Raw genomic sequence first — 20,628 nt, 5'->3', positions numbered from 1 at the left:
CGCCCGGCCGCGCCCGTCGCGGTCAGCCGCCCAGGGCCCGGCGCGTCTTCGGCCGCGAGGCCCGCCGCCACACCTGAGGCAGCCGTCGTTCGGCCTCGGCGGCGGCCGCCTCCTCGCGTCCGTGGAGCAGCCCCCAGGTGAAGGTCTGCTCCCCCGCCGCGTACGCCTGGACGGCGAGGGCGCGCAGGGCGCCGCGGGCCACCACGGCGTCCTGGTGGTCGCCGAGGAGGGTCTGCAGGGCCTTCATCCGGGCGGCGAACCGCTCGGCCGGCCGGCCCAGCGCGGGGCCGGCGGCCTCCGCCGCGTACCGGGCGCGCTTGGCGGCCTTGCGGGCGTCGTGCAGGGCGCGGTCGCGGTCGTCGCCGGGCGGGAGTTCCAGGGCGCGGCCGGTACGGGCCGCGAGCCGGCCGTACTCCTTGAGCACGGCGCGGGACAGGACGCGCCGGGGGGCGCGGGCGGCGGCGGGCCGCAGCGGCGGGTCCGCGAGCAGCGCGTCGAGACGGTTCAGCAGGGCCAGATAGCGCTCGCCGTCGAGCACGGCCGCGGTGCGCCGCCGGGAGCCGCCCCGGCGGGTCGTCGACCAGATCCGCAGCCGGGCGCGGGCCGGGCCGAGGACCAGGGTGCGGGGCAGGGCGTCGAGACGCGCGCGCAGCCGGGCGTCGAGGACCTCCTGGTCGCGGTCGATGCCGAGCTCGGCGGCCAGCCACCTCAGCTCCGTGCCGATCGGATCGGTGACGTCCCGGTCGAGGACCCTCCGGTACGTCCGCAGCGCGCTGCGGAGCCTGCGGGTGGCGACCCGCATCCGGTGCACGGAGTCGGGCAGGCCGCGGCGCACGGCGGGGTCGAGGGCGACGATCGCCTCGGCCTGGGCGCGCAGGTACGCGAGGACGTGGTCGCCCGCGCTGACCGGGGCGGCCGCCTTCCGGCCCTCCGGCCCGGGTCCGGTCCCCCGGCCGTCCTCCGGCGCGGTCTCGGCCAGTGCCCGGGCCGCCTTGGAGGGCGCCGCGGACGGGCGGACGCCGGCCTTGCGCAGCCGTCTGCCGACGGCGTCCAGGAGGGCGGGGTCGGCGTCGTCGGCCAGCTCGACCTCGATCTCGGTCCAGTCCGCCGTGCCCGTGCCGCCGGCCAGCCGTTCGGCGCGCACGGCGTCGACGCAGACCTCGGCCAGCGGCGCGCCCCCGGCGCCGGTCAGCCGGTGGACGTCACGGGAGGTGCGGAGCCGGACGACGGGGACGAGCGTCCCGTCGCGGACCCTGGAGCGGAGCAGTCCGGCCAGGGCGGGCGGCGGGGTGTCGGAGAGCGGTTCGCGCAGCTCGTCGCGGATGCCGGAGGCGACGGGGAACTTGAGGTGCCAGCCGGCGTCGTCCCCGCCGGTGCGGCGGCGCAGCGTGACGGAACCGGCCGCGAGCCGGAGGTCCTCGGTGTCGTAGTAGACGGCGTCCAGTGCGGTGACGCCCCGGTGGACGACGGACGAGACCCCGGCCACCCGGCTCAGGTCGGGGAGCCGGGTCTCCGCGGTGGCTTCGTACTTCCGCTCGATCTCGCGTTTCGAGTCCGCCATAGACCGAATCTAGACGGATTGCCCCGATATGGGCAGCCCTCCGGGACCGCCCGCGCCGGTCCCGCGCCCGCCCGGGCCGCCCGGGTCCCGCCCCGGTCCGCCCCGGGTCCGCTCCGGGCCCCGCTCAGGCGCTTATCGGCCGCTGCACCCTGATCGACTGGAGCAGCCCGACGGCGACCCAGACGGCGAACATCGAGGAGCCGCCGTACGACACGAACGGGAGCGGGAGTCCGGCGACCGGCATGATGCCGAGCGTCATCCCGATGTTCTCGAACGACTGGAAGGCGAACCAGGCGATGATCCCGGCGGCGACGATCGTGCCGTACAGCTCGGTCGTCTCGTGGGCGATCCGGCAGGCGCGCCACAGCACGACGCCGAGCAGGACGAGGATCAGCCCGGCGCCGAGGAAGCCGAGCTCCTCGCCCGCGACGGTGAAGACGAAGTCGGTCTGCTGCTCGGGGACGAACTGACCGGTGGTCTGGGTGCCCTGGAACAGTCCGGTCCCGGTGAGGCCGCCGGAGCCGATCGCGATGCGGGCCTGGTTGGTGTTGTAGCCGACGCCCGCCGGGTCCAGCGCCGGGTTGGCGAAGGCGGCGAAGCGGGCGATCTGGTACTCGTCGAGCAGGTGGAGCTGCCAGACCGCGACCGCGCCGGCCACCCCCGTGCCGAGCAGGCCGAAGACCCAGCGGTTGGACGCCCCCGAGGCCAGCAGCACGCCGAGCACGATGACGGCCATGACCATCACCGAGCCGAGGTCCGGCATCCCCATCACGACCGCCATCGGCACGGCAGCCAGGCCCAGCGCCTTGGCGACGGTCCGGTGGTCCGGGTGGAGCTGGTCGCCCGCGTCGACGCGTTCGGCGAGCAGCATCGCCATGATCAGGATGATGGTGATCTTGGTGAACTCGGACGGCTGGATGGAGAAGCCGCCGCCGATGATGATCCAGGCGTGCGCGCCGTTGACGGTGGCGCCGAGCGGGGTGAGGACCGCCAGCACGAACAGCACCGACAGGCCGTACAGGATCGGCACGGCCCCGCGCAGGGTGCGGTGGCCGAGCCAGATGGTGCCGACCATCAGGGCGAGGCCGATGCCGGTGTTGAGGACGTGCCGGAACAGGAAGTAGTACGGGTCGCCGTGGGTGAGCGAGTCCCGGCCCCGGGTCGCCGACCAGACCAGCAGCGAGCCGATGAACGAGAGCGCGAGCGCGGACCCCAGCAGCGGCCAGTCGAGCCGGCGGACGACGGAGTCGCGGGCGACGAGCTTGCCCCAGGCGGAGCGCTCGGGCGTGTAGCGCGAGACGGAGAAGCCGGCCATCAGTCGCGCCTCCCCACGATCGCGGCGAGGGTCTGCTCCTCGGGCGTCTTCTGCGAGGCCGGGTTGTAGGGCTTGATCTCCGGGGCGTCGATGGAGCCGTCCGACTGGATCTTCGGCAGGGACTTCTGCGGGGTGGGCAGCAGCGCCTTCTTCAGGTCCTGCTTCCCGGAGTCGTCGAGGCCGTAGATGGCGTCGTAGATGTTGCGCACGGCGGGCCCGGAGGCGCCGGAGCCGGTGCCGCCCTGGGAGATCGTCATGACGATCGAGTAGTCCTTGGTGTACGTGGCGAACCAGGAGGTCGTCTGCTTGCCGTAGACCTCCGCCGTACCCGTCTTGGCGTGCATCGGGATCTTGTCCTGCGGCCAGCCGCCGAACCGCCAGGCGGCCGAGCCGCGGGTCGCGACGCCGGCGAGCGCCTCGTCGATGTGGTCGCGGGTCTTGCGCGAGAAGGGCAGCTTGCCGTGCGACTCGGGCTTGATCTCCTGGACGGTCCTGCCGTCGCCGCTCACGATCGCCTTGCCGACGGTGGGGTCGTAGAGGGTGCCGCCGTTGGAGATCGCGGCGTAGATGGTGGCCATCTGGATCGGGGTGACGAGGGTGTCGCCCTGGCCGATCGAGTAGTTGACGGAGTCACCGGCGCGCATCCTGTCGCCCTCGAGGCAGTTCTCGTACGCGATCTTCTCGACGTACGAGCCGTCCTTCTTGCCCTGCTTGCACCAGGCGTCCTTGTTCGCCTCGTAGAACTTCTTCTTCCACTCGCGGTCGGGGACCCGGCCGCTGACCTCGTTGGGGAGATCGATGCCGGTCTCCTTGCCGAGGCCGAACTCGTGGGCGGTCTTGTAGAACCAGTCCTTGGGGTGCTTCTTCGGCTTGTTGCCGCCGTCCTTCTGCCACTCCTTGTGCGCGATGCCGTAGTAGACGGTGTCGCAGGAGACCTCCAGGGCGCGGCCGATGGTGATGTCGCCGTAGCCCTGGGACTCGAAGTTCTTGAAGACCTGGCCGCCGATGTTGTACGAGCTGGGGCAGGGGTAGTGGCCGTCGAACGGGTAGCCGGCGTTGACCGCGGCGGTCGACGAGATGACCTTGAAGATCGAGCCGGGGGCGGCCTGGCCCTGGATCGCCCGGTTCAGCAGCGGGAAGTTGGACTTGGGGCCGGTGAGCTTGGCGTAGTCCTTGACGGAGATGCCGCCGACCCAGGCGTTGGGGTCGTAGTTGGGCAGCGAGGCCATCGCCACGACGCGTCCGGTCTTCGCCTCCATGACGACGACGGCGCCGGAGTCGGCCTTGTAGTTCTCGCCGGTGTTCTTGTCGAACGACTGACGGGCCGTCTTCATCGCCTCGTTGAGCTCGTACTCGGCGACGGCCTGGACCCGGGCGTCGATGGAGGTGACCACGGTCGAGCCGGGCTGCGCCTCGTCGTTCTTCGCCTCGCCGATGACCCGGCCGAGGTTGTCGACCTCGTAGCGGGTGACCCCGGCCTTGCCGCGCAGCTCCTTGTCGTAGGTGCGCTCCAGGCCGGAGCGGCCGACCTGGTCGGAGCGCAGATACGGCGAGTCGGTCTTCTGGGCCTTGGTGATCTCCTCGTCGGTGACCGGCGAGAGGTAGCCGAGGACCTGGGCGGCGTTGGCCTTGCCGGGTGCGGGGTAGCGGCGCACGGCGGTGGGCTCGGCGGTGATGCCGGGGAAGTCCTCGGCGCGTTCCCGGATGGTGAGGGCCTGCTGGGTGGTGGCCTCGTCGGTGACCGGGATCGGCTGGTAGGGCGAACCGTTCCAGCAGGGCTGCGGGGTCTTGGCGTCGCAGAGCCGGACCTTGTCCATGATCTCCTGCGGCTTCATGCCGAGCACGCCGGCGAGCCGGGTCAGCACGTCCTTGCCGTCGTCCTTCATCTTCAGCAGCTCGGTGCGGCTGGCGGAGACGACCAGCCGGGTCTCGTTGTCGGCGAGGGGCACGCCGCGCGCGTCGAGGATGGCGCCGCGGACGGCGGGCTGGACGACCTGCTGGACGTGGTTGTTCCTCGCCTCGTCGCTGTACTCGCGGCCGTTGCGGATCTGGAGGTACCAGAGCCGCCCGCCGAGGGTGAACAGCAGGGAGAACACCAGGACCTGGATGACGACGAGCCGGACCCGGACCCGGGAGGTCCGGCCGGTCTCGGGGATGTTGCTCACGGGGCGCCCCCGGTGGTGGTCGGGCCGGCGGTACGGGGGATGCGGGAGGCGCGCGGAGCGCCCGGGACGCGGGACGTGCGGCGCGGGCCCGGGGCGCCCGCTCGGTGGTGCGGCCTCACAGTCGCTTGACTCCCTTGATCCGTCCGGCGCGTGACGCGCGGCCGCGGGCGGCCCTGACGCGCAGTCCGCCGCGCTGGTCGCCGACCCTGAGTCCGGTGCCGGAGGCGAGCCAGCCGGAGGAGACGTCGCCGCCGGACGCCTCGGCCACCGGGTCGTTCACCGTGCGTCTGGCGACGGCCATGATCAGCGGCACGGTGAACGGGGCCAGCAGCAGGTCGTACAGGGCGGCGGTGAACAGCAGGCTGCCCAGGCCCACATGGCGGGCCGCCGTGTCCCCGACGAGCGCGCCGACCAGGGCGTAGAGCAGGGTCGAGCCGATCGCCGCGCCGACGACCGCGACCATGGGCACGGCGGCCGACTTGAGCTGCCCGTTCTCCGGCTTCACCAGTCCGGCGAGATAGCCGATGACGCAGAGGACCAGGGCGTAGCGCCCGGCCGCGTGGTCGGCGGGCGGCGCCAGGTCGGCCAGCAGGCCCGCGCCGAAGCCGATCAGGGCGCCGCTGACGTGCCCGTACACGAAGGCGAGCGCGAGCACGACGAGGAGCAGCAGGTCGGGCACGGCGCCGGGGAGCTGGAGGCGGGCGAGGACCGAGACCTGGAGGACGAGGGCGGCCACGACGAGGACGGTGGAGAGCAGAATCCGGTTCAGACGCATGGGGATCAGCTCTACCTCTGCTCGTCGACCGCGGTGCCGGCGCCCGCACTGCTGCTGGGGTCCGGGCCGCCGCTGGGGCTCGGGCTCTCGTGGATGTTGCCGACGACGTTGCCGTCGGTGTCGACGATGTCGCCGTTGGGCGAGATCGTCACGGTGACGGTCGGCGTGGGCTTCGGCTTGGCGGGCTTGGGCGGGGCCTTGGGCAGGACCATGTCCCGGGGGTCGTGGCGCGGGGCCTGGACGACGATGCCGACGATGTCGAGCTTGGTGAAGCCGACGTACGGGCGGACGTAGACGGTGCGGGTGAGGCCGCCGCCGGACGGGTCGACGCGGACGACCTCCCCGACCGGGACGCCCGGCACGAACGGCTTGCCCTTGCTCGAGCCGAAGGTGACCAGGCGGTCGCCCTTCCTCACCTTGGCCTTGCCGTTGAGGAACTGGACGGACAGCGGGCGGGAGCCCTGGCCGGTGGCGAAGCCCAGCTCGTCGGTCTTCTCCATGCGGGTGCCGACGGTGAAGTCGGGGTCGTTGGCGAGGAGCACCGTGGCGGTCTCCGGGCCGACGGTGGTGACCCGGCCGACGAGTCCGTCGCCGTTGATGACGGTCATGTCGCGCTCGATGCCGTCGCGGGAGCCCGCGTCGATGGTGACCGTCCAGGAGAAGCCCTGGGCGGCTCCTATGGCGATGACCTCGGCGGCCTTGATGCCGTACTGCCCGGCGGCCGACTTCTTCAGCATCCTGTCGAGCTCGCGGACCCGGTTGCGGTTGCGGTCGTCGCTGCCGAGCGTGGTCTTGAGCGCGGCGTTCTGGCGCTCCAGTTCGGCGATGCGGTTGTGCCGGTTGCCGGAGTCGCGCACCGCTCCTATGGCGTTGCCCACCGGGTCGACGGCGGCCGCGACGCCGTTCTCGACCGGGCCGAAGACCGCGGCGGCGGCCCGCCTGGCGCCGTCCACCGGTGATCCCTCGCCGCCCCGGATGTCCACCGTGATCAGTGCGAACGCGATGGCGATCAGCAGCACCAGGAGCAGCCGGCTCTCTCGTGTGTCCCTCACGTGCGGCGGCCGTGCCTTCCTCGTCGGAATGTTCGTGCCTGTATACCAGCGATCGGCCGTGCGGAGCCGCTGTGGTCCGCACGGCAGACCGCTGTGTTGTTCTCGTGCGGTTCCCGTGTCGCCGTCCCGCGCGCGGTCCCCCGCCCGCGGGCCGTGCCGGGCGCCCGCTATCTGCGGGGCTGGGCGTCCAGCACCTGCTGGAGCGCCTCGAACTCCTCGACGCACTTGCCGGATCCGAGGGCCACCGAGTCCAGCGGGTCCTCCGCGATGTGGATCGGCATGCCCGTCTCGCGCCGCAGCCGCTCGTCCAGCCCGCGCAGCAGCGCGCCGCCGCCGGTGAGGACGATGCCGCGGTCCATGACGTCGCCGGAGAGCTCCGGCGGGCACTTGTCGAGGGTGGTCTTCACGGCGTCGACGATCGCGTTGACCGGCTCCTCGATGGCCTTGCGGACCTCGGCGGCCGAGATGACCACGGTCTTGGGCAGCCCGGAGACCAGGTCGCGGCCCCGGATCTCGGTGTGCTCGTCCTTCTTCAGGTCGTCCGCGGAACCGATGGTGATCTTGATCTGTTCGGCGGAGCGCTCGCCGAGGAGGAGCGAGTACTCCTTCTTGATGTGCTGGATGATCGCGTTGTCCAGTTCGTCGCCGGCGACCCGGATCGACTGGGCGGTGACGATGCCGCCGAGCGAGATGACCGCGACCTCGGTGGTGCCGCCGCCGATGTCGACGACCATGTTGCCGGTGGCCTCGTGGACCGGCAGCCCGGAACCGATGGCCGCCGCCATGGGCTCCTCGATGATGTGCACCTGACGAGCTCCGGCCTGCGTCGACGCCTCGATGACGGCGCGGCGCTCGACCCCGGTGATGCCGGAGGGCACGCAGACCACGACCCGCGGGCGGGCCAGGTAACGGCGCTTGTGGATCTTCAGGATGAAGTAGCGGAGCATCCGCTCGGTGATCTCGAAGTCGGCGATCACGCCGTCCTTCAGCGGGCGCACGGCGACGATGTTGCCCGGTGTGCGCCCGATCATCTTCTTGGCCTCGGAACCGACCGCCAGGATGCCGCCGGTGTTGGTGTTGATGGCCACGACGGACGGCTCGTTCAGTACGATGCCGCGCCCCCTGACGTACACCAGCGTGTTGGCAGTCCCGAGGTCGATAGCCATGTCACGACCGATGAACGACATTGAGTTCCCCTTGTTCCCCATGAGGATGCGTCGGGCCGTCCAGGAAAGCGACGATGGCTTGTTCTGGTCGGCGAGGTGAGCGCTGTGGGCGTGGAAGATTCCATCGTAGTGCCGTGTGCACCGACACCGCGCGAGGGTCCTTCGCCATTGCGGGCGGAACGGGTGACCGTTCCACTCATGGTGACGTTACGTCGAAGTGATGCGTTCCCGCGACCCGGGTTCCTATACCGAAGGGCGACCGAATTAATTCGGTCGCCCCAGGTCATGAGCGCTGTTCGGCTGATTCGGGATCAGAAGACTCCGGGAAAGAAAAGCTTCAGTTCACGCTCCGCGGACTCCTCCGAGTCCGAGGCGTGGATGAGGTTCTCCCGGACGATCGTGCCGAAGTCGCCCCGGATGGAACCCGGCGCGGCGGCGATCGGGTCGGTGGGGCCGGCCAGCGTGCGGACGCCCTCGATGACCCGCTCGCCCTCGGCGACCAGCGCCACGACGGGGCCGGACAGCATGAACTCGACGAGCGGCTCGTAGAACGGGCGGCCGACGTGCTCGGCGTAGTGCTGCTCCAGGGTGGCCCGGTCGAGGGTGCGCATCTCCAGCGCGGTGACCCGCCAGCCGGCCTTGCGCTCGATCCGCCCGACGATTTCGCCGACGAGTCCGCGCCGGACGGCGTCGGGCTTGAGCAGAACGAGGGTGCGCTGGGTCATGGTGTGCGGCTCCTTGCGGGCATGCGAGTGCGGTGAGGCGAGGCTACAGGGGTACGGGGACGGACCCGCGAGCGGGTTTGGCCAAAGGATGCGAAATCAGTCACCGTCCGGTGCCGGGACGCCGCATGGCCTTCCCCTTCCCCGGGCGGGCGGCGCGGGCGTCCTCCGGGCGGCTGGCGCCGGCGTCACGACACGCCCTCGGCCGGTTCCTGCGCGGCGGCCCAGCGGGCCTTCGCCTCGTCGATCTCGCGCCCGTAGTGGACGGAGGCCCACCACAGACCGCCGAACACCACCCCGAGGACGAACATCATCGGCACGAAGAATCCACTGGCCACCAGGGCGATCTGCAGGGCCCAGCCGAGCTGTGCGCCGCCGGGGCGGCCGATCATCCCGCAGAGCAGCACGGAGAGCAGCATGCCGATGCCGCAGACCGTCCAGACCGTGGCGGTGGTCAGGTCGTCGGATTTCATCGCGACGAGACCGGCGAATCCGATCACGAAGAATTCGCCGATCAGCGTCGACGCGCAGAGCATTCGCACGGTTCAGCGCCTTCCCAGAAGCAGTCGGGCCTCGCCGACGGTGATCACGGAACCGGTCACCAGCACACCGGCGCCCGCGAATTCCGCCTCCTCCTCGGCGAGGGTGATGGCCGCCTCCAGCGCGTCGTCGAGGCGCGGCTCGACCTGGACGCGCTCCTCGCCGAAGACCTCGACGGCCAGGGCGGCCAGGGCGTCGGCGTCCATCGCGCGGGGGGTGGAGTTCTGGGTGACGACGACCTCGGCCATGATCGGCTCGAAGGCTTCGAGCAGGCCCTTGACGTCCTTGTCGTCGCTGACCCCGACCACGCCGATGAGCCGGGAGAAGCCGAAGGACTCGGTGATCCCGTCGGCCGTGGCCCGGGCGCCCGCCGGGTTGTGCGCGGCGTCCAGGACGACGGTCGGGCTGGAGCGGACCACTTCGAGGCGGCCCGGCGAGATCACCGAGGCGAACGCCGCGCGGACCGTGTCGGCGTCGAGCGGTCCGGGCCGCTCGGCCCCGACTCCGAAGAACGCCTCCACGGCGCAGAGCGCCACCACCGCGTTGTGCGCCTGGTGGGCGCCGTACAGCGGGAGGAAGACGTCCTCGTACTCGCCGCCCAGCCCGCGCAGCGTCAGCAGCTGGCCGCCGACGGCGACCTCGCGGGAGACCACGCCGAACTCCATGCCCTCGCGGGCGACCGTGGCGTCCACCTCGACGGCCTTCTTCAGCATGACCTGGGCGGCGTCGACCGGCTGCTGGGCGAGGACGACCGTCGCGTCCCGCTTGATGATCCCGGACTTCTCCCCGGCGATCTCGGCGGGCGTGGCGCCCAGCCGGTCGGTGTGGTCCAGCGAGATGGGGGTGACCACGGCGACCGGGGCGTCGATGACGTTGGTCGCGTCCCAGCTGCCGCCCATGCCGACCTCGACGACGGCGACGTCGACCGGCGCGTCGGCGAACGCCGCGTACGCCATGCCCGTCAGCACCTCGAAGAACGAGAGCCGGTAGGGCTGCCGGCTGTCGACCAGCTCCACGTACGGCTGGATGTCCCGGTAGGTCTCGATGAACCGCTCGGGGTCCATCGGCGCGCCGTCCAGGCTGATCCGCTCGGTGATGGACTGGACGTGCGGCGAGGTGTAGCGGCCGGTGCGCAGGTCGAAGGCGCCGAGCAGGGCCTCGATCATGCGGGCGGTGCTCGTCTTGCCGTTGGTGCCGGTGATGTGGATCGAGGGGTACGCGCGCTGCGGCTCGCCGAGGACGTCCATCAGAGCGGCGATGCGCGTGACGGAGGGCTCCAGCTTGGTCTCGCCCCAGCGCCCGGCGAGCTCCCGCTCCACCTCGCGCAGCGCCTTGTCGACCTCGGGGTCGGCGGGTCGGGCGGGGACGTCCTGGCCCTGCGGCGGTCCGGACCGGGTGCGGAGCGTACGGCTCCCGGCCTCGATCACCGCCAGGTCGGGGTCGCGCTGGGTCGCCTCGTCGACGATCTCCGCGAAGGCGTCGTCGGGCTCGGAGGCGTCGTGCCGGTCGGAAGGGCGGGGCTCACTCACGGGGCCAGTCTACGGACCGGCGCGGGCGACGTGCGCGGCACCCGAGGGCGCGCCGAGCCGCGGCGCGCGTCCGGCGCGGTGAGGCCCCCGTGCTCCCGCGGCGCGGGAGCACGGGGGCCTCGTATGCCGACGGCTCAGCCCTGCGGCAGGTTCGCCAGCTGGGCGGCGATCCGCTCGATGTCGGCCTCGGCCCTGGCGAGCCGGCCGCGGATCTTGTCGACCACGTTGTCCGGGGCCTTGGCGAGGAACGCCTCGTTGCCGAGCTTGGCGGCGGCCTGGGCCTTCTCCTTCTCGGCGGCGCCCAGGTCCTTCGTCAGCCGCTTGCGCTCGGCCTCGACGTCGATGGTGCCGGACAGGTCGAGGGCGACGGTGGCCCCGGCGACCGGCAGCGACGCGGTGGCCTGGAAGCCCTCGCCGGCGGGCTGGAGGCGCAGCACCTGGCGGATGGCCGCCTCGTGCGGGGCCAGCGCCGTGCCGTCCAGGGTGAGCCGGGCCGGGACCTTCTGACCGGGCTGCAGGCCCTGGTCGGAGCGGAACCGGCGGACCTCGGTGACGACCTGCTGGACCAGCGCGATCTCCTGCTCGGCCGCGGCGTCCCGGAAGCCGCCCGGGGCGTCGGCCCCGGGGACGGTCACCGCCGACGGCCAGTCGGCGACGACGACGGACTCCTTGCCGGTGAGCGTGGTCCACAGCGTCTCGGTGACGAACGGGACGACCGGGTGCAGCAGCCGCAGCATCACGTCGAGGACCTCGCCGAGGACCCGGCCGGAGACCTTCGCCTGCTCGCCGCCCGCGAAGAACGTGGTCTTGGACAGCTCGACGTACCAGTCGAAGACCTCGTCCCACGCGAAGTGGTAGAGCGCCTCGCTGAGCTTGGCGAACTGGAAGTCGTCGTAGAACGCGTCGACTTCGGCGACGGTCTTGCCCAGCCGAGACAGGATCCACCGGTCGGTCACCGACAGCTTCTCGACGGGCGGCAGGTCGCCCTCGACCGTCGCGCCGTTCATCAGCGCGAAGCGGGTGGCGTTCCAGATCTTGTTGGCGAAGTTGCGGGAGCCCTGGACCCAGTCCTCGCCGATCGGGACGTCGACCCCGGGGTTGGCGCCGCGCGCCAGGGTGAAGCGCAGCGCGTCGGAGCCGTACTTGTCCATCCAGTCCAGCGGGTTCACGACGTTGCCGAAGGACTTCGACATCTTCTTGCCGAACTCGTCGCGGACCATGCCGTGCAGGACGACGGTGTGGAACGGCGGGACGCCGTCGTTGACGTACAGGCCGAACATCATCATCCGGGCGACCCAGAAGAAGAGGATGTCGTAGCCGGTGACCAGGACGGAGTTCGGGTAGAACTTCGCGAGGCTGTCGGTCTTCTCGGGCCAGCCCAGCGTGGAGAACGGCCACAGGCCGGAGGAGAACCAGGTGTCCAGGACGTCGGAGTCCTGCGTCCAGCCCTCGCCCGTGGGGACCTCGTCGTCGGGTCCGACGCAGACGACCTCGCCGTTCGGGCCATACCAGACGGGGATGCGGTGGCCCCACCAGAGCTGGCGCGAGATGCACCAGTCGTGGAGGTCGTCGACCCAGTCGAAGTAGCGCTTCTCCATCTCCTGCGGGTGGATCTTGACCTTGCCGTCGCGGACGGCGTCGCCGGCCGCCTCGGCGAGCGGCGCGACCTTGACCCACCACTGGAGCGACAGGCGCGGCTCGACGGTGGTCTTGCAGCGCGAGCAGTGGCCGACGGAGTGGACGTACGGGCGCTTCTCGGCGACGATCCGGCCGTCGGCGCGCAGCGCGGCGACGATCGCGGACCTGGCCTCCAGCCGGTCCAGGCCCTCGAACGGACCGGGGACGGTGATGACGGCGCGCTCGTCCATGACCGTGAGGAACGGCAGGTCGTGGCGCTTGCCGATCTCGAAGTCGTTCGGGTCGTGCGCGGGCGTGACCTTCACGGCGCCGGTGCCGAACTCGGGGTCGACGTGGTGGTCGGCGACGACGGGGATCGTGCGGTCGGTCAGCGGCAGCTTGATCTGCTTGCCGATCAGGTGCCGGTAGCGCTCGTCGTCGGGGTGGACGGCGACGGCGGTGTCGCCGAGCATCGTCTCGGCGCGGGTGGTGGCGACGACGATGGTGTCCTCGCCCTCGCCGTACGTCATCGAGACGAGCTCGCCGTCGTCGTCCTGGTACTCGACCTCGATGTCCGAGATGGCGGTGAGGCAGCGCGGGCACCAGTTGATGATGCGTTCGGCGCGGTAGATCAGCCCGTCGTCGTACATCTTCTTGAAGACGGTCTGGACGGCGACGGACAGGCCCTCGTCCATGGTGAAGCGCTCGCGGGACCAGGCGACGCCCTCGCCGAGCCGGCGCATCTGGCCGGAGATCTGGCCGCCGGACTCGTTCTTCCACTGCCAGACGCGCTCGACGAACGTCTCACGGCCCAGGTCGTGGCGGGACTTGCCCTCCTTGGCGAGCTCGCGCTCGACGACGTTCTGGGTGGCGATGCCGGCGTGGTCCATGCCCGGCTGGTAGAGCGCCTCGAAGCCCTGCATCCGCTTGCGCCGGACGAGGGCGTCGATCAGCGTGTGCTCGAAGGCGTGCCCGAGGTGCAGGCTGCCGGTGACGTTCGGCGGGGGGATGACGATGGAGTACGGCGGCTTCTCGCTGTGCTCGTCGGCCTCGAAGTAACCCCGTTCTACCCAGCGCTCATACAGCTTCCCCTCTACCTCGGCCGGTGCGTACTGGGTCGGCAGTTCGGGGTTGCTGGCTGGCGTCTGCTGAGTGTTCTCGGTCACGGGGGACAGTTTACGGCCGTCACAGGCGTGTGCTGAATCAGGTTGGTTCCGTAACGGTGTACGCCCCGATCGCCCATACGAACGCCCCTTCCGTCAGGATGTTCGAAACGTATAAGCACATCGCCGCACTCCGATGAGCACTTCCGAACAGGGGACACCGCACATGAGCCACAACCAGCCGGGACCGTACGGGCCCCCGCCGCCCCAGGGCCAGCCGGGGCCGTACGGCGGCCCGCCGCCCCAGGGCCAGCCGGGACCCTACGGCCAGCAGCCGCCCGGCCAGCCGGGCCCGTACGGCCGGCAGCCCGGCCCGTACGGCGGCCGGCCCGGCTACGGCTACCCGCAGCAGGCACCGGGCCCGCAGGGCGTCCCCCCGCAGCAGCCCCAGCCGGGTTACGGCCACCCGCAGCAGCCCGGCCCCTACGGCCAGCAGCCGCCCGCTCCCCCGTACGGCGGCCAGATGCCGGCGCCCCCGGCCCAGCCGAAGAAGAAGACCGGTCTGATCGTCGGCGGCGTCGTGCTGGCGCTCGCGGTCATCGGCGGCGGGGTGTACTTCGCGCTGTCGGGCGACGGCGGCGCGAGCAACAGCGACGTCGCGGACTCCACCAAGGGGTACAAGCTGACGCCGGCGGCGTCGGTGGACGACTTCAAGAAGAGCACCGGCTCCTCGGCCTCCGAACCTTCGGGACCGATGACCGGCGAGCAGAAGTCCCGGGCCGAGGCCATGGGCATCAAGAACCCCCAGAAGGCCGGCGCCGAGTACCTCAGCGGCAGCGAGGACAATCCGCTCACCGCGAAGTTCCTCTCCCTCACCGGCACATGGGGCGAAGTCACCGATCCGGCGAAGGTCATCGACGGTTCCTTCATGAGCGCCAAGCAGGAGGTGGAGAAGACCGACGACTCGAAGGTCTCGCTGGTCGGCAGCGCCGAGCAGGTCACTCCGTCCGGTTTCAAGGGCGCGCTGATGAAGTGCCAGAACCTCAAGGTCGTCAACGAGGAAGGTGACGGGACGGCCGCCAAGGGTCCCAAGGAGTTCCTCACGCCCGTCTGCGTGTGGGCCGACTACAGCACGGTGGGCGTGGTCGTCGGCCTGGACGTCGGCGGGGCCCTGACCGAGAAGCCGATGTCCCAGGACGACCTGGCCGCCCTGACCGCCAAGCTCTACAACACCTCCCGCACCAAGCTCTGACCGCACCACGACACCACGAGGGGCGCCCGGCAGACGGATCTGCCGGGCGCCCCTCGGGTGTGCGGGCCGCTACGCGGACTTCTCGTGGCGGCCGCCGTCGTTCTTGCCGATCGCGCGGGGCTCGCGCGGGACCAGCGTCGGGTTCACGTTGTCGCGGACGACGTCCGCGGTGATGACGACGCGGGCGACGTCCTTGCGGGACGGCACCTCGTACATCACGGACTGGAGGACCTCCTCCATGATGGCCCGCAGTCCGCGCGCCCCGGTGCCGCGCAGGATCGCCTGGTCGGCGATGGCCTCCAGGGCCGGGCGGTCGAAGTCCAACTCCACGCCGTCGAGTTCGAAGAGGCGTTGGTACTGCTTCACCAGCGCGTTACGCGGCTCGACGAGGATCTTGAGCAGGGCCTCGCGGTCCAGGTTGTGGACCGAGGTGAGGACGGGAAGACGGCCGATGAACTCCGGGATCATCCCGAACTTCACCAGGTCCTCCGGCATGACCTCCTGGAACTGGTCGCTCGCCTCGATCTCCCGCTTGGAGCGGATCGTCGCGCCGAAGCCGATGCCCTTGGCGCCCGCGCGGGACTCGATGATCCGTTCCAGGCCGGAGAACGCGCCGCCCACGATGAACAGCACGTTCGTCGTGTCGATCTGGATGAACTCCTGGTGCGGGTGCTTCCGGCCGCCCTGCGGCGGCACGGAGGCGGTGGTGCCCTCCAGGATCTTCAGCAGGGCCTGCTGGACGCCCTCGCCGGAGACGTCGCGGGTGATCGACGGGTTCTCGCTCTTGCGGGCGACCTTGTCGATCTCGTCGATGTAGATGATCCCGGTCTCGGCCTTCTTGACGTCGTAGTCCGCGGCCTGGATCAGCTTGAGCAGGATGTTCTCGACGTCCTCGCCGACATAGCCGGCCTCCGTCAGCGCCGTCGCGTCGGCGATGGCGAACGGGACGTTGAGCATGCGGGCCAGGGTCTGCGCGAGCAGCGTCTTCCCGGAGCCGGTGGGGCCCAGCAGCAGGATGTTGGACTTGGCCAGCTCGATGGCGTCGTCCCGGCCCTGCGCGCCGCCGTTCTCGCCCGCCTGGACCCGCTTGTAGTGGTTGTACACAGCGACCGAGAGGGCCTTCTTCGCGGGCTCCTGCCCGACGACGTACCCTTCGAGGAACTCGTAGATCTCGCGCGGCTTGGGAAGCTCCTCCCACCGCACCTCGGAGGTCTCCGCGAGCTCCTCCTCGATGATCTCGTTGCAGAGATCGATGCACTCGTCGCAGATGTACACACCGGGTCCCGCGATGAGCTTCTTCACCTGCTTCTGGCTCTTTCCGCAGAACGAGCACTTGAGCAGATCGCCGCCATCACCGATGCGTGCCACGAGGTGCTTCCCCTTCGCCTGGGAGCAGCTTGGTTCAGCGGCTCCTGGTGCCTCTATCCGACGGTACCTTGCCTTGCCCCCCGTTCGGGCCCCCCTTGGCGCGGTTCACGCGGTTCGCGCGGTCCAAGCGTCCCGAAACCGCCCGAAACCACCGCGCCAAGGGGTGAAGACCGACGTCAGGCGGCCGCTCCGGCCGCGCTCTTGCGGGTCGACACGATCTGGTCGATGAGACCGTAGGCGAGGGCGTCCTCGGCGGTCAGGATCTTGTCGCGCTCGATGTCGTCGCGGATCTTCTCCAGCGGGGTGGTGGAGTGCTTGGCCAGCAGCTCCTCCAGCTGGGTGCGCATCCGCAGGATCTCGTTGGCCGCGATCTCCAGGTCGGAGAGCTGCTCGCGGCCGGTCTGCGAGGACGGCTGGTGGATCAGCACGCGCGCGTTGGGCAGCGCCATGCGCTTGCCGGGGGTGCCCGCGGCCAGCAGCACGGCCGCGGCGGAGGCGGCCTGGCCCATGCAGACGGTCTGGATGTCCGGCTTCACGAACTGCATCGTGTCGTAGATCGCGGTGAGCGCGGTGAACGAGCCGCCGGGGCTGTTGATGTAGACGGAGATGTCGCGGTCCGGGTCCATCGACTCCAGGCACAGCAGCTGGGCCATGACGTCGTTGGCCGAGGCGTCGTCGATCTGCACGCCGAGGAAGATCACGCGCTCCTCGAAGAGCTTCGCGTACGGGTCGTACTCGCGTACGCCCTGCGAGGTCCGCTCCACGAAGCGCGGCACGATGTAGCGGTTGTCCACCTGCGGGCCGGTGTAGAGGCCGCTCGCGGAGGCGCCGGGGAAGTTGTTCATGAGAGAGTTCACCGTCCTGGTGGCGTTCTGTGGCTGGGGGTCTCGGCGTACGAGAGGTGCGCGCGGCGCGGAGCCGATCCGGTGCTGCCGGATCAGGCGCCGGTGCCGCCGCCGCCCGGAACGCCCGACGCGAACGAGATGATCTCGTCGATGAGGCCGTACTCCTTGGCCTCCTCCGCCGTGTACCAGCGGTCGCGGTCGCCGTCGCGGATGATGGTCTCGACCGTCTGGCCGGAGTGACGGGCGGTGATCTCCGCCATCCGCTGCTTGGTGCGCAGCAGGTACTGGGCCTGGATCTTGATGTCGGAGGCCGTGCCGCCGATGCCGGCCGAGCCCTGGTGCATGAGGATGTCGGTGTTCGGGAGCGCGAAACGCTTGCCCGCGGCGCCGCCGGTCAGCAGGAACTGGCCCATCGAGGCCGCCATGCCCATGCCGATGGTGACCACGTCGTTCGGGATGTACTGCATGGTGTCGTAGACCGCCATGCCGGCCGTCACCGAGCCGCCGGGGCTGTTGATGTAGAGGTAGATGTCCTTGTCCGGCTCGGCGGCGAGGAGGAGCAGCTGCGCGGTGATCTTGTTGGCGATCTCGTCGTCGACCTGCTGGCCGAGGAAGATGATGCGCTCGCCGAGAAGCCGGCTGTAGACCTGGTCGCCGAGGTTTCCACCGAGGGACGGCTCTCCTGCGGCGTAGGGCATCGGATTCGTCACGTATCCACCTGCTCGTCTCTGACGGCTCCGGCCGTCTCAGCGTCTTCCTACCGGGTGGGGCGGAAACTCCCCTGCCCTTCCTATTCATGGACCCTAACGCGCAGGTGGGGCAACGCCATCCCGCTTCCGCGACTGTTCGCTGGGAGCGCAAGGTCCGCAGTCCGCACAAGGGTTGTGGGGCTTCCCGCGCCGCCCGGCGGGCGGTCCAAGGCGACGGGCTCCGGACGCGCAGCGTCCGGAGCCCGTCGTTCGGATGGCGCGAGGCTCAGGCCTCGTTCTTCTCCGCGGCGGCCTCGGTCTTCTCCCCGGCCTTCTCGGCGGCCTCGGCAGCGGCGTCGGCCACGTCGCCGGCGGAGCCGTCGGCGGCCTCGACCGTCTCGATGGCCTCCTCCTCGTCCTCCAGGTCGACCGGCTCACCGTTGGTGTCGACGACCTTGGCGGCCTCGACGACCACGGCCAGCGCCTTGCCGCGGGCGACCTCGCCGACGAGCATCGGCACCTGGCCGCCCTCGACGACGGCCTGGGCGAACTGGTCGGGGCTCATGCCGGAGGAGGCGGCACGGCGCATGAGGTGCTCGGTGAGCTCCTCCTGGTTGACGTTCAGCTTCTCCTTGTTGACGATCTCGTCGAGGAGGAACTGGGTCTTGATGCCCTTGACCGCCTGCTCGGAGGTCTCGGTCTCGAACTCCTCGACCGTCTTGCCCTGGATCTCCAGGTACTTCTCGAGGGTCAGGCCCATCTGGCCGAGCTGGTGGTGCTCCAGGTTGTGCCGGCGGGTCTGGATCTCGTCCGCGAGGAGCTTCTCCGGAATCGGGACCTCGGCCAGCTCCAGCAGGGCGTCCAGGACGCGCTCCTGGGCCTGGGTGGCCTGCTCGTACTGGCGGCTCTCCTCGAGGCGCTTGCGGCTGTCCGCCTTCAGCTCGTCGAGGGTGTCGAACTCGCTCGCCATCTGGGCGAACTCGTCGTCCAGCTCGGGGAGCTCACGGGCGGCGACGGCGGTGACCTTGACGGTGACCTCGGCCTCCTTGCCCGCGGCCGAGCCGCCCTTCAGCTCGGAGGTGAAGGTGGCCTCGCCGCCCGCCTCCAGGCCGGTGACGGCGGCGTCGATGCCGTCGAGGAGCTCGCCGGAGCCGATGGTGTACGAGACACCCTCGGCCACGCCGTCCTCCAGGACCTCGCCGTCGACCTTGGCCTGCAGGTCGACCGTCACGACGTCGCCCTCGGCGGCGGCGCGCTCGACCGGGCTGGTGGAGGCGAAGCGCTCGCGGAGCTGCTCCACGGCCTTCTCGATGTCCTCGTCGCCGATCTCGACGGCGTCGACGGTGATCTCGATGCCGGAGTAGTCCGGGATCTCGATCTCGGGGCGTACGTCAACCTCGGCGGTGAAGGCCAGCAGCTCGCCGTCCTTCAGCTCGGTGATGTCGACCTCGGGCTGGCCGAGGACGTTGAGCTCACCCTCGTTGACGGCCTCGGTGTAGAACTTCGGGAGGGCGTCGTTGACGGCCTCCTCCAGCACGGCACCGCGCCCGAACCGCTGGTCGATGACCCGCGCGGGGATCTTGCCCTTGCGGAAGCCCTTCACCGTGACCTGCTGGTTGATCTTCTTGTACGCCGCGTCGAGGCTGTCCTTGAGCTCCTCGAAGGGCACCTCGACAGTGAGCCGAACCCGGGTCGGGTTCAGGGTCTCCACGGCGCTCTTCACGGTTCGGTCTCCTTGTGGCTGACTTCTTGGGGTTCTGCTCCGCCGCACCGGTGGCGGCTTCGCGGACCGAGCCCGGTACATCAGACACACGGGCACGCATTTTGCATAGTAACGGCAAGGAGACGGACTCCCGCAACGCGCTCTCGCAAGCGGCCCGCGATCCCTCCGGGGCGATCCGGACCGATCCTGCCAGTGGTCGGCGGTCCCGTTCGCCCGGCCCGTGCGCGCCCCCCGCGCGCCGGGGGAACCGGACGGTCCGTGCCGCTCGCCCGTTCCGCCGGGCCGCTGCCGGGTTTCTGCCGATGGTCGGGGTGGCCGGATTCGAACCGACGACCTTCCGCTCCCAAAGCGGACGCGCTACCAAGCTGCGCCACACCCCGTCGGTGCGACACGTAGGGTACATGCAGAAGGGCGGCGCATCGGCCGCTTCGCGCGGGCGGCTCGCGCGGCGGCGCCGAACGCGACACCGGGCGGCCGCGATCGGGTGTGCGGGCAGCGGTCACGACCCGCTACGATGCTTCTCGTGCCGCCGGTCGCCGGACCAGCGGTGCGCTGTCTGCGGGCGTAGCTCAATGGTAGAGCCCTAGTCTTCCAAACTAGCTACGCGGGTTCGATTCCCGTCGCCCGCTCCATGCCGGGAGCCCGGCTCGACGAACTCGCTCGTCGGGCCGGGCTCTTCGCGTTGCGCGGACGCGTCCGGCACGGGCGAACGACCGGTCGCGTTCCGGCGGCAGCGGCGCACGGGCGGGCGGTACGAGCGCCACGGAACGGGCATGCGCGCGGTCCGGCCGCGTGCGGGCATGGGCGAGGGCCCGGCGGCGTCCGGGCGGCGACGGCCGTCCGGCCCCGGGGGGCTCTCCGGTCCGGCGGGGCGGGGTCAGAAGCTGATCTGGTTGATCGTCTGCGCTATCGAGTCCATGAACCGCTGAATCGTCGGCGCCATGCCGGTCGAGGCCAGGAAGAAGCCGAAGAGCGCCGCGACGAGGGCGGGGCCGGCCTTGATGGATCCGCCGCGGATCATGACCACCAGGATGATCGCCAACATCAGCACCACAGACAGCGAAATGGCCACAACTGATCACACCCTCGGTCGGTCCGCCTTGCCGGCCCGGAGGCATGCGGCCGCGCACCCCTCCGATCGGTCCATCGTGCCACCAACTCCCCCGCGACCGCCGCAGAGTGACGGATCGCACTGACGGGATCGCG

16 protein-coding genes and 2 tRNA genes are annotated in these 20,628 nt (G+C 70.7%); 2 read left to right on the top strand and 16 right to left on the bottom strand.

The window, feature by feature from the left end; all coding sequences use genetic code 11:
- Positions 1-22: 22 nt before the first annotated feature.
- From WA762_RS15840 to WA762_RS15795, 10 genes are all read right to left on the bottom strand, one after another.
- Positions 23-1,561 carry a CYTH and CHAD domain-containing protein gene (locus WA762_RS15840; RefSeq protein ID WP_335936346.1) on the bottom strand — a complete coding sequence of 513 codons (1,539 nt, stop codon included), beginning with the start codon at positions 1,559-1,561 and terminating at the stop codon, positions 23-25.
- A 124-nt stretch (positions 1,562-1,685) separates the two neighbouring features.
- Positions 1,686-2,876, bottom strand: coding sequence for a rod shape-determining protein RodA (rodA, locus tag WA762_RS15835; RefSeq protein WP_335936345.1), 1,191 nt, complete (start codon positions 2,874-2,876; stop codon positions 1,686-1,688).
- Positions 2,876-5,041, bottom strand: a complete 2,166-nt coding sequence (gene mrdA, locus WA762_RS15830) for a penicillin-binding protein 2 (RefSeq protein ID WP_335936343.1) — start codon at positions 5,039-5,041, stop codon at positions 2,876-2,878. The genes rodA and mrdA overlap by 1 nt, the downstream gene beginning before the upstream one ends.
- A 115-nt stretch (positions 5,042-5,156) precedes the next feature.
- Positions 5,157-5,816 (bottom strand): rod shape-determining protein MreD, encoded by a 660-nt coding sequence (mreD, locus tag WA762_RS15825; RefSeq protein WP_335936342.1) that lies wholly within the window; start codon positions 5,814-5,816, stop codon positions 5,157-5,159.
- Between the two features lie 11 nt (positions 5,817-5,827).
- Positions 5,828-6,868, bottom strand: a complete 1,041-nt coding sequence (mreC, locus tag WA762_RS15820; protein WP_335936341.1) for a rod shape-determining protein MreC — start codon at positions 6,866-6,868, stop codon at positions 5,828-5,830.
- Between the two features lie 167 nt (positions 6,869-7,035).
- Positions 7,036-8,055: a rod shape-determining protein gene (locus WA762_RS15815; protein WP_335936340.1), complete on the bottom strand. Its 1,020-nt coding sequence runs from the start codon at positions 8,053-8,055 to the stop codon at positions 7,036-7,038.
- 290 nt (positions 8,056-8,345) lie between these two features.
- Positions 8,346-8,759: a nucleoside-diphosphate kinase gene (ndk, locus tag WA762_RS15810; protein WP_335936338.1), complete on the bottom strand. Its 414-nt coding sequence runs from the start codon at positions 8,757-8,759 to the stop codon at positions 8,346-8,348.
- A 185-nt stretch (positions 8,760-8,944) separates the two neighbouring features.
- On the bottom strand, positions 8,945-9,298 hold the full coding sequence (locus WA762_RS15805) for a DUF4233 domain-containing protein (protein ID WP_335936337.1): 354 nt from the start codon (positions 9,296-9,298) through the stop codon (positions 8,945-8,947).
- Positions 9,299-9,301: 3 nt separating this feature from the next.
- The gene (folC, locus tag WA762_RS15800; RefSeq protein WP_335936336.1) at positions 9,302-10,825 is read right to left on the bottom strand and encodes a bifunctional tetrahydrofolate synthase/dihydrofolate synthase; all 1,524 of its coding nucleotides are present in this window, start codon (positions 10,823-10,825) and stop codon (positions 9,302-9,304) included.
- 134 nt (positions 10,826-10,959) lie between these two features.
- Positions 10,960-13,608, bottom strand: a complete 2,649-nt coding sequence (locus tag WA762_RS15795; protein WP_335936335.1) for a valine--tRNA ligase — start codon at positions 13,606-13,608, stop codon at positions 10,960-10,962.
- A gap of 163 nt (positions 13,609-13,771) precedes the next feature.
- Here WA762_RS15795 and WA762_RS15790 point away from each other — a divergent pair, with 163 nt between their 5' ends.
- Positions 13,772-14,797: a hypothetical protein gene (locus WA762_RS15790; RefSeq protein WP_335936334.1), complete on the top strand. Its 1,026-nt coding sequence runs from the start codon at positions 13,772-13,774 to the stop codon at positions 14,795-14,797.
- A 69-nt stretch (positions 14,798-14,866) separates the two neighbouring features.
- Here WA762_RS15790 and clpX read toward each other — a convergent pair whose 3' ends face one another.
- From clpX to WA762_RS15765, 5 genes are all read right to left on the bottom strand, one after another.
- Entirely contained in the window at positions 14,867-16,165 is a 1,299-nt protein-coding gene (gene clpX / locus WA762_RS15785) for an ATP-dependent Clp protease ATP-binding subunit ClpX (protein ID WP_335936333.1), read from the bottom strand.
- 176 nt (positions 16,166-16,341) lie between these two features.
- On the bottom strand, positions 16,342-17,010 hold the full coding sequence (locus WA762_RS15780; protein ID WP_335936332.1) for an ATP-dependent Clp protease proteolytic subunit: 669 nt from the start codon (positions 17,008-17,010) through the stop codon (positions 16,342-16,344).
- Positions 17,011-17,102: 92 nt separating this feature from the next.
- Positions 17,103-17,708, bottom strand: a complete 606-nt coding sequence (locus tag WA762_RS15775) for an ATP-dependent Clp protease proteolytic subunit (RefSeq protein ID WP_335936370.1) — start codon at positions 17,706-17,708, stop codon at positions 17,103-17,105.
- Positions 17,709-17,985: 277 nt separating this feature from the next.
- Positions 17,986-19,422 (bottom strand): trigger factor, encoded by a 1,437-nt coding sequence (gene tig / locus WA762_RS15770; RefSeq protein ID WP_335936331.1) that lies wholly within the window; start codon positions 19,420-19,422, stop codon positions 17,986-17,988.
- A 303-nt stretch (positions 19,423-19,725) separates the two neighbouring features.
- Positions 19,726-19,802: transfer RNA gene (locus WA762_RS15765), tRNA-Pro, on the bottom strand.
- 178 nt (positions 19,803-19,980) lie between these two features.
- Between WA762_RS15765 and WA762_RS15760 the strand changes: the two genes are divergently transcribed.
- Positions 19,981-20,054 (top strand) — tRNA-Gly (locus tag WA762_RS15760).
- A 245-nt stretch (positions 20,055-20,299) separates the two neighbouring features.
- Here the strand turns inward: WA762_RS15760 and WA762_RS15755 are convergent.
- Positions 20,300-20,494, bottom strand: a complete 195-nt coding sequence (locus WA762_RS15755) for a hypothetical protein (protein WP_335936330.1) — start codon at positions 20,492-20,494, stop codon at positions 20,300-20,302.
- Positions 20,495-20,628 lie beyond the last annotated feature (134 nt).

It is taken from the genome of Streptomyces tyrfis, assembly GCF_037034285.1.
Lineage (GTDB): Bacteria > Actinomycetota > Actinomycetes > Streptomycetales > Streptomycetaceae > Streptomyces.
The sequence above is the reverse complement of the archived record's forward strand: the minus strand, read 5'-3'. Positions and strand labels throughout refer to the sequence as shown.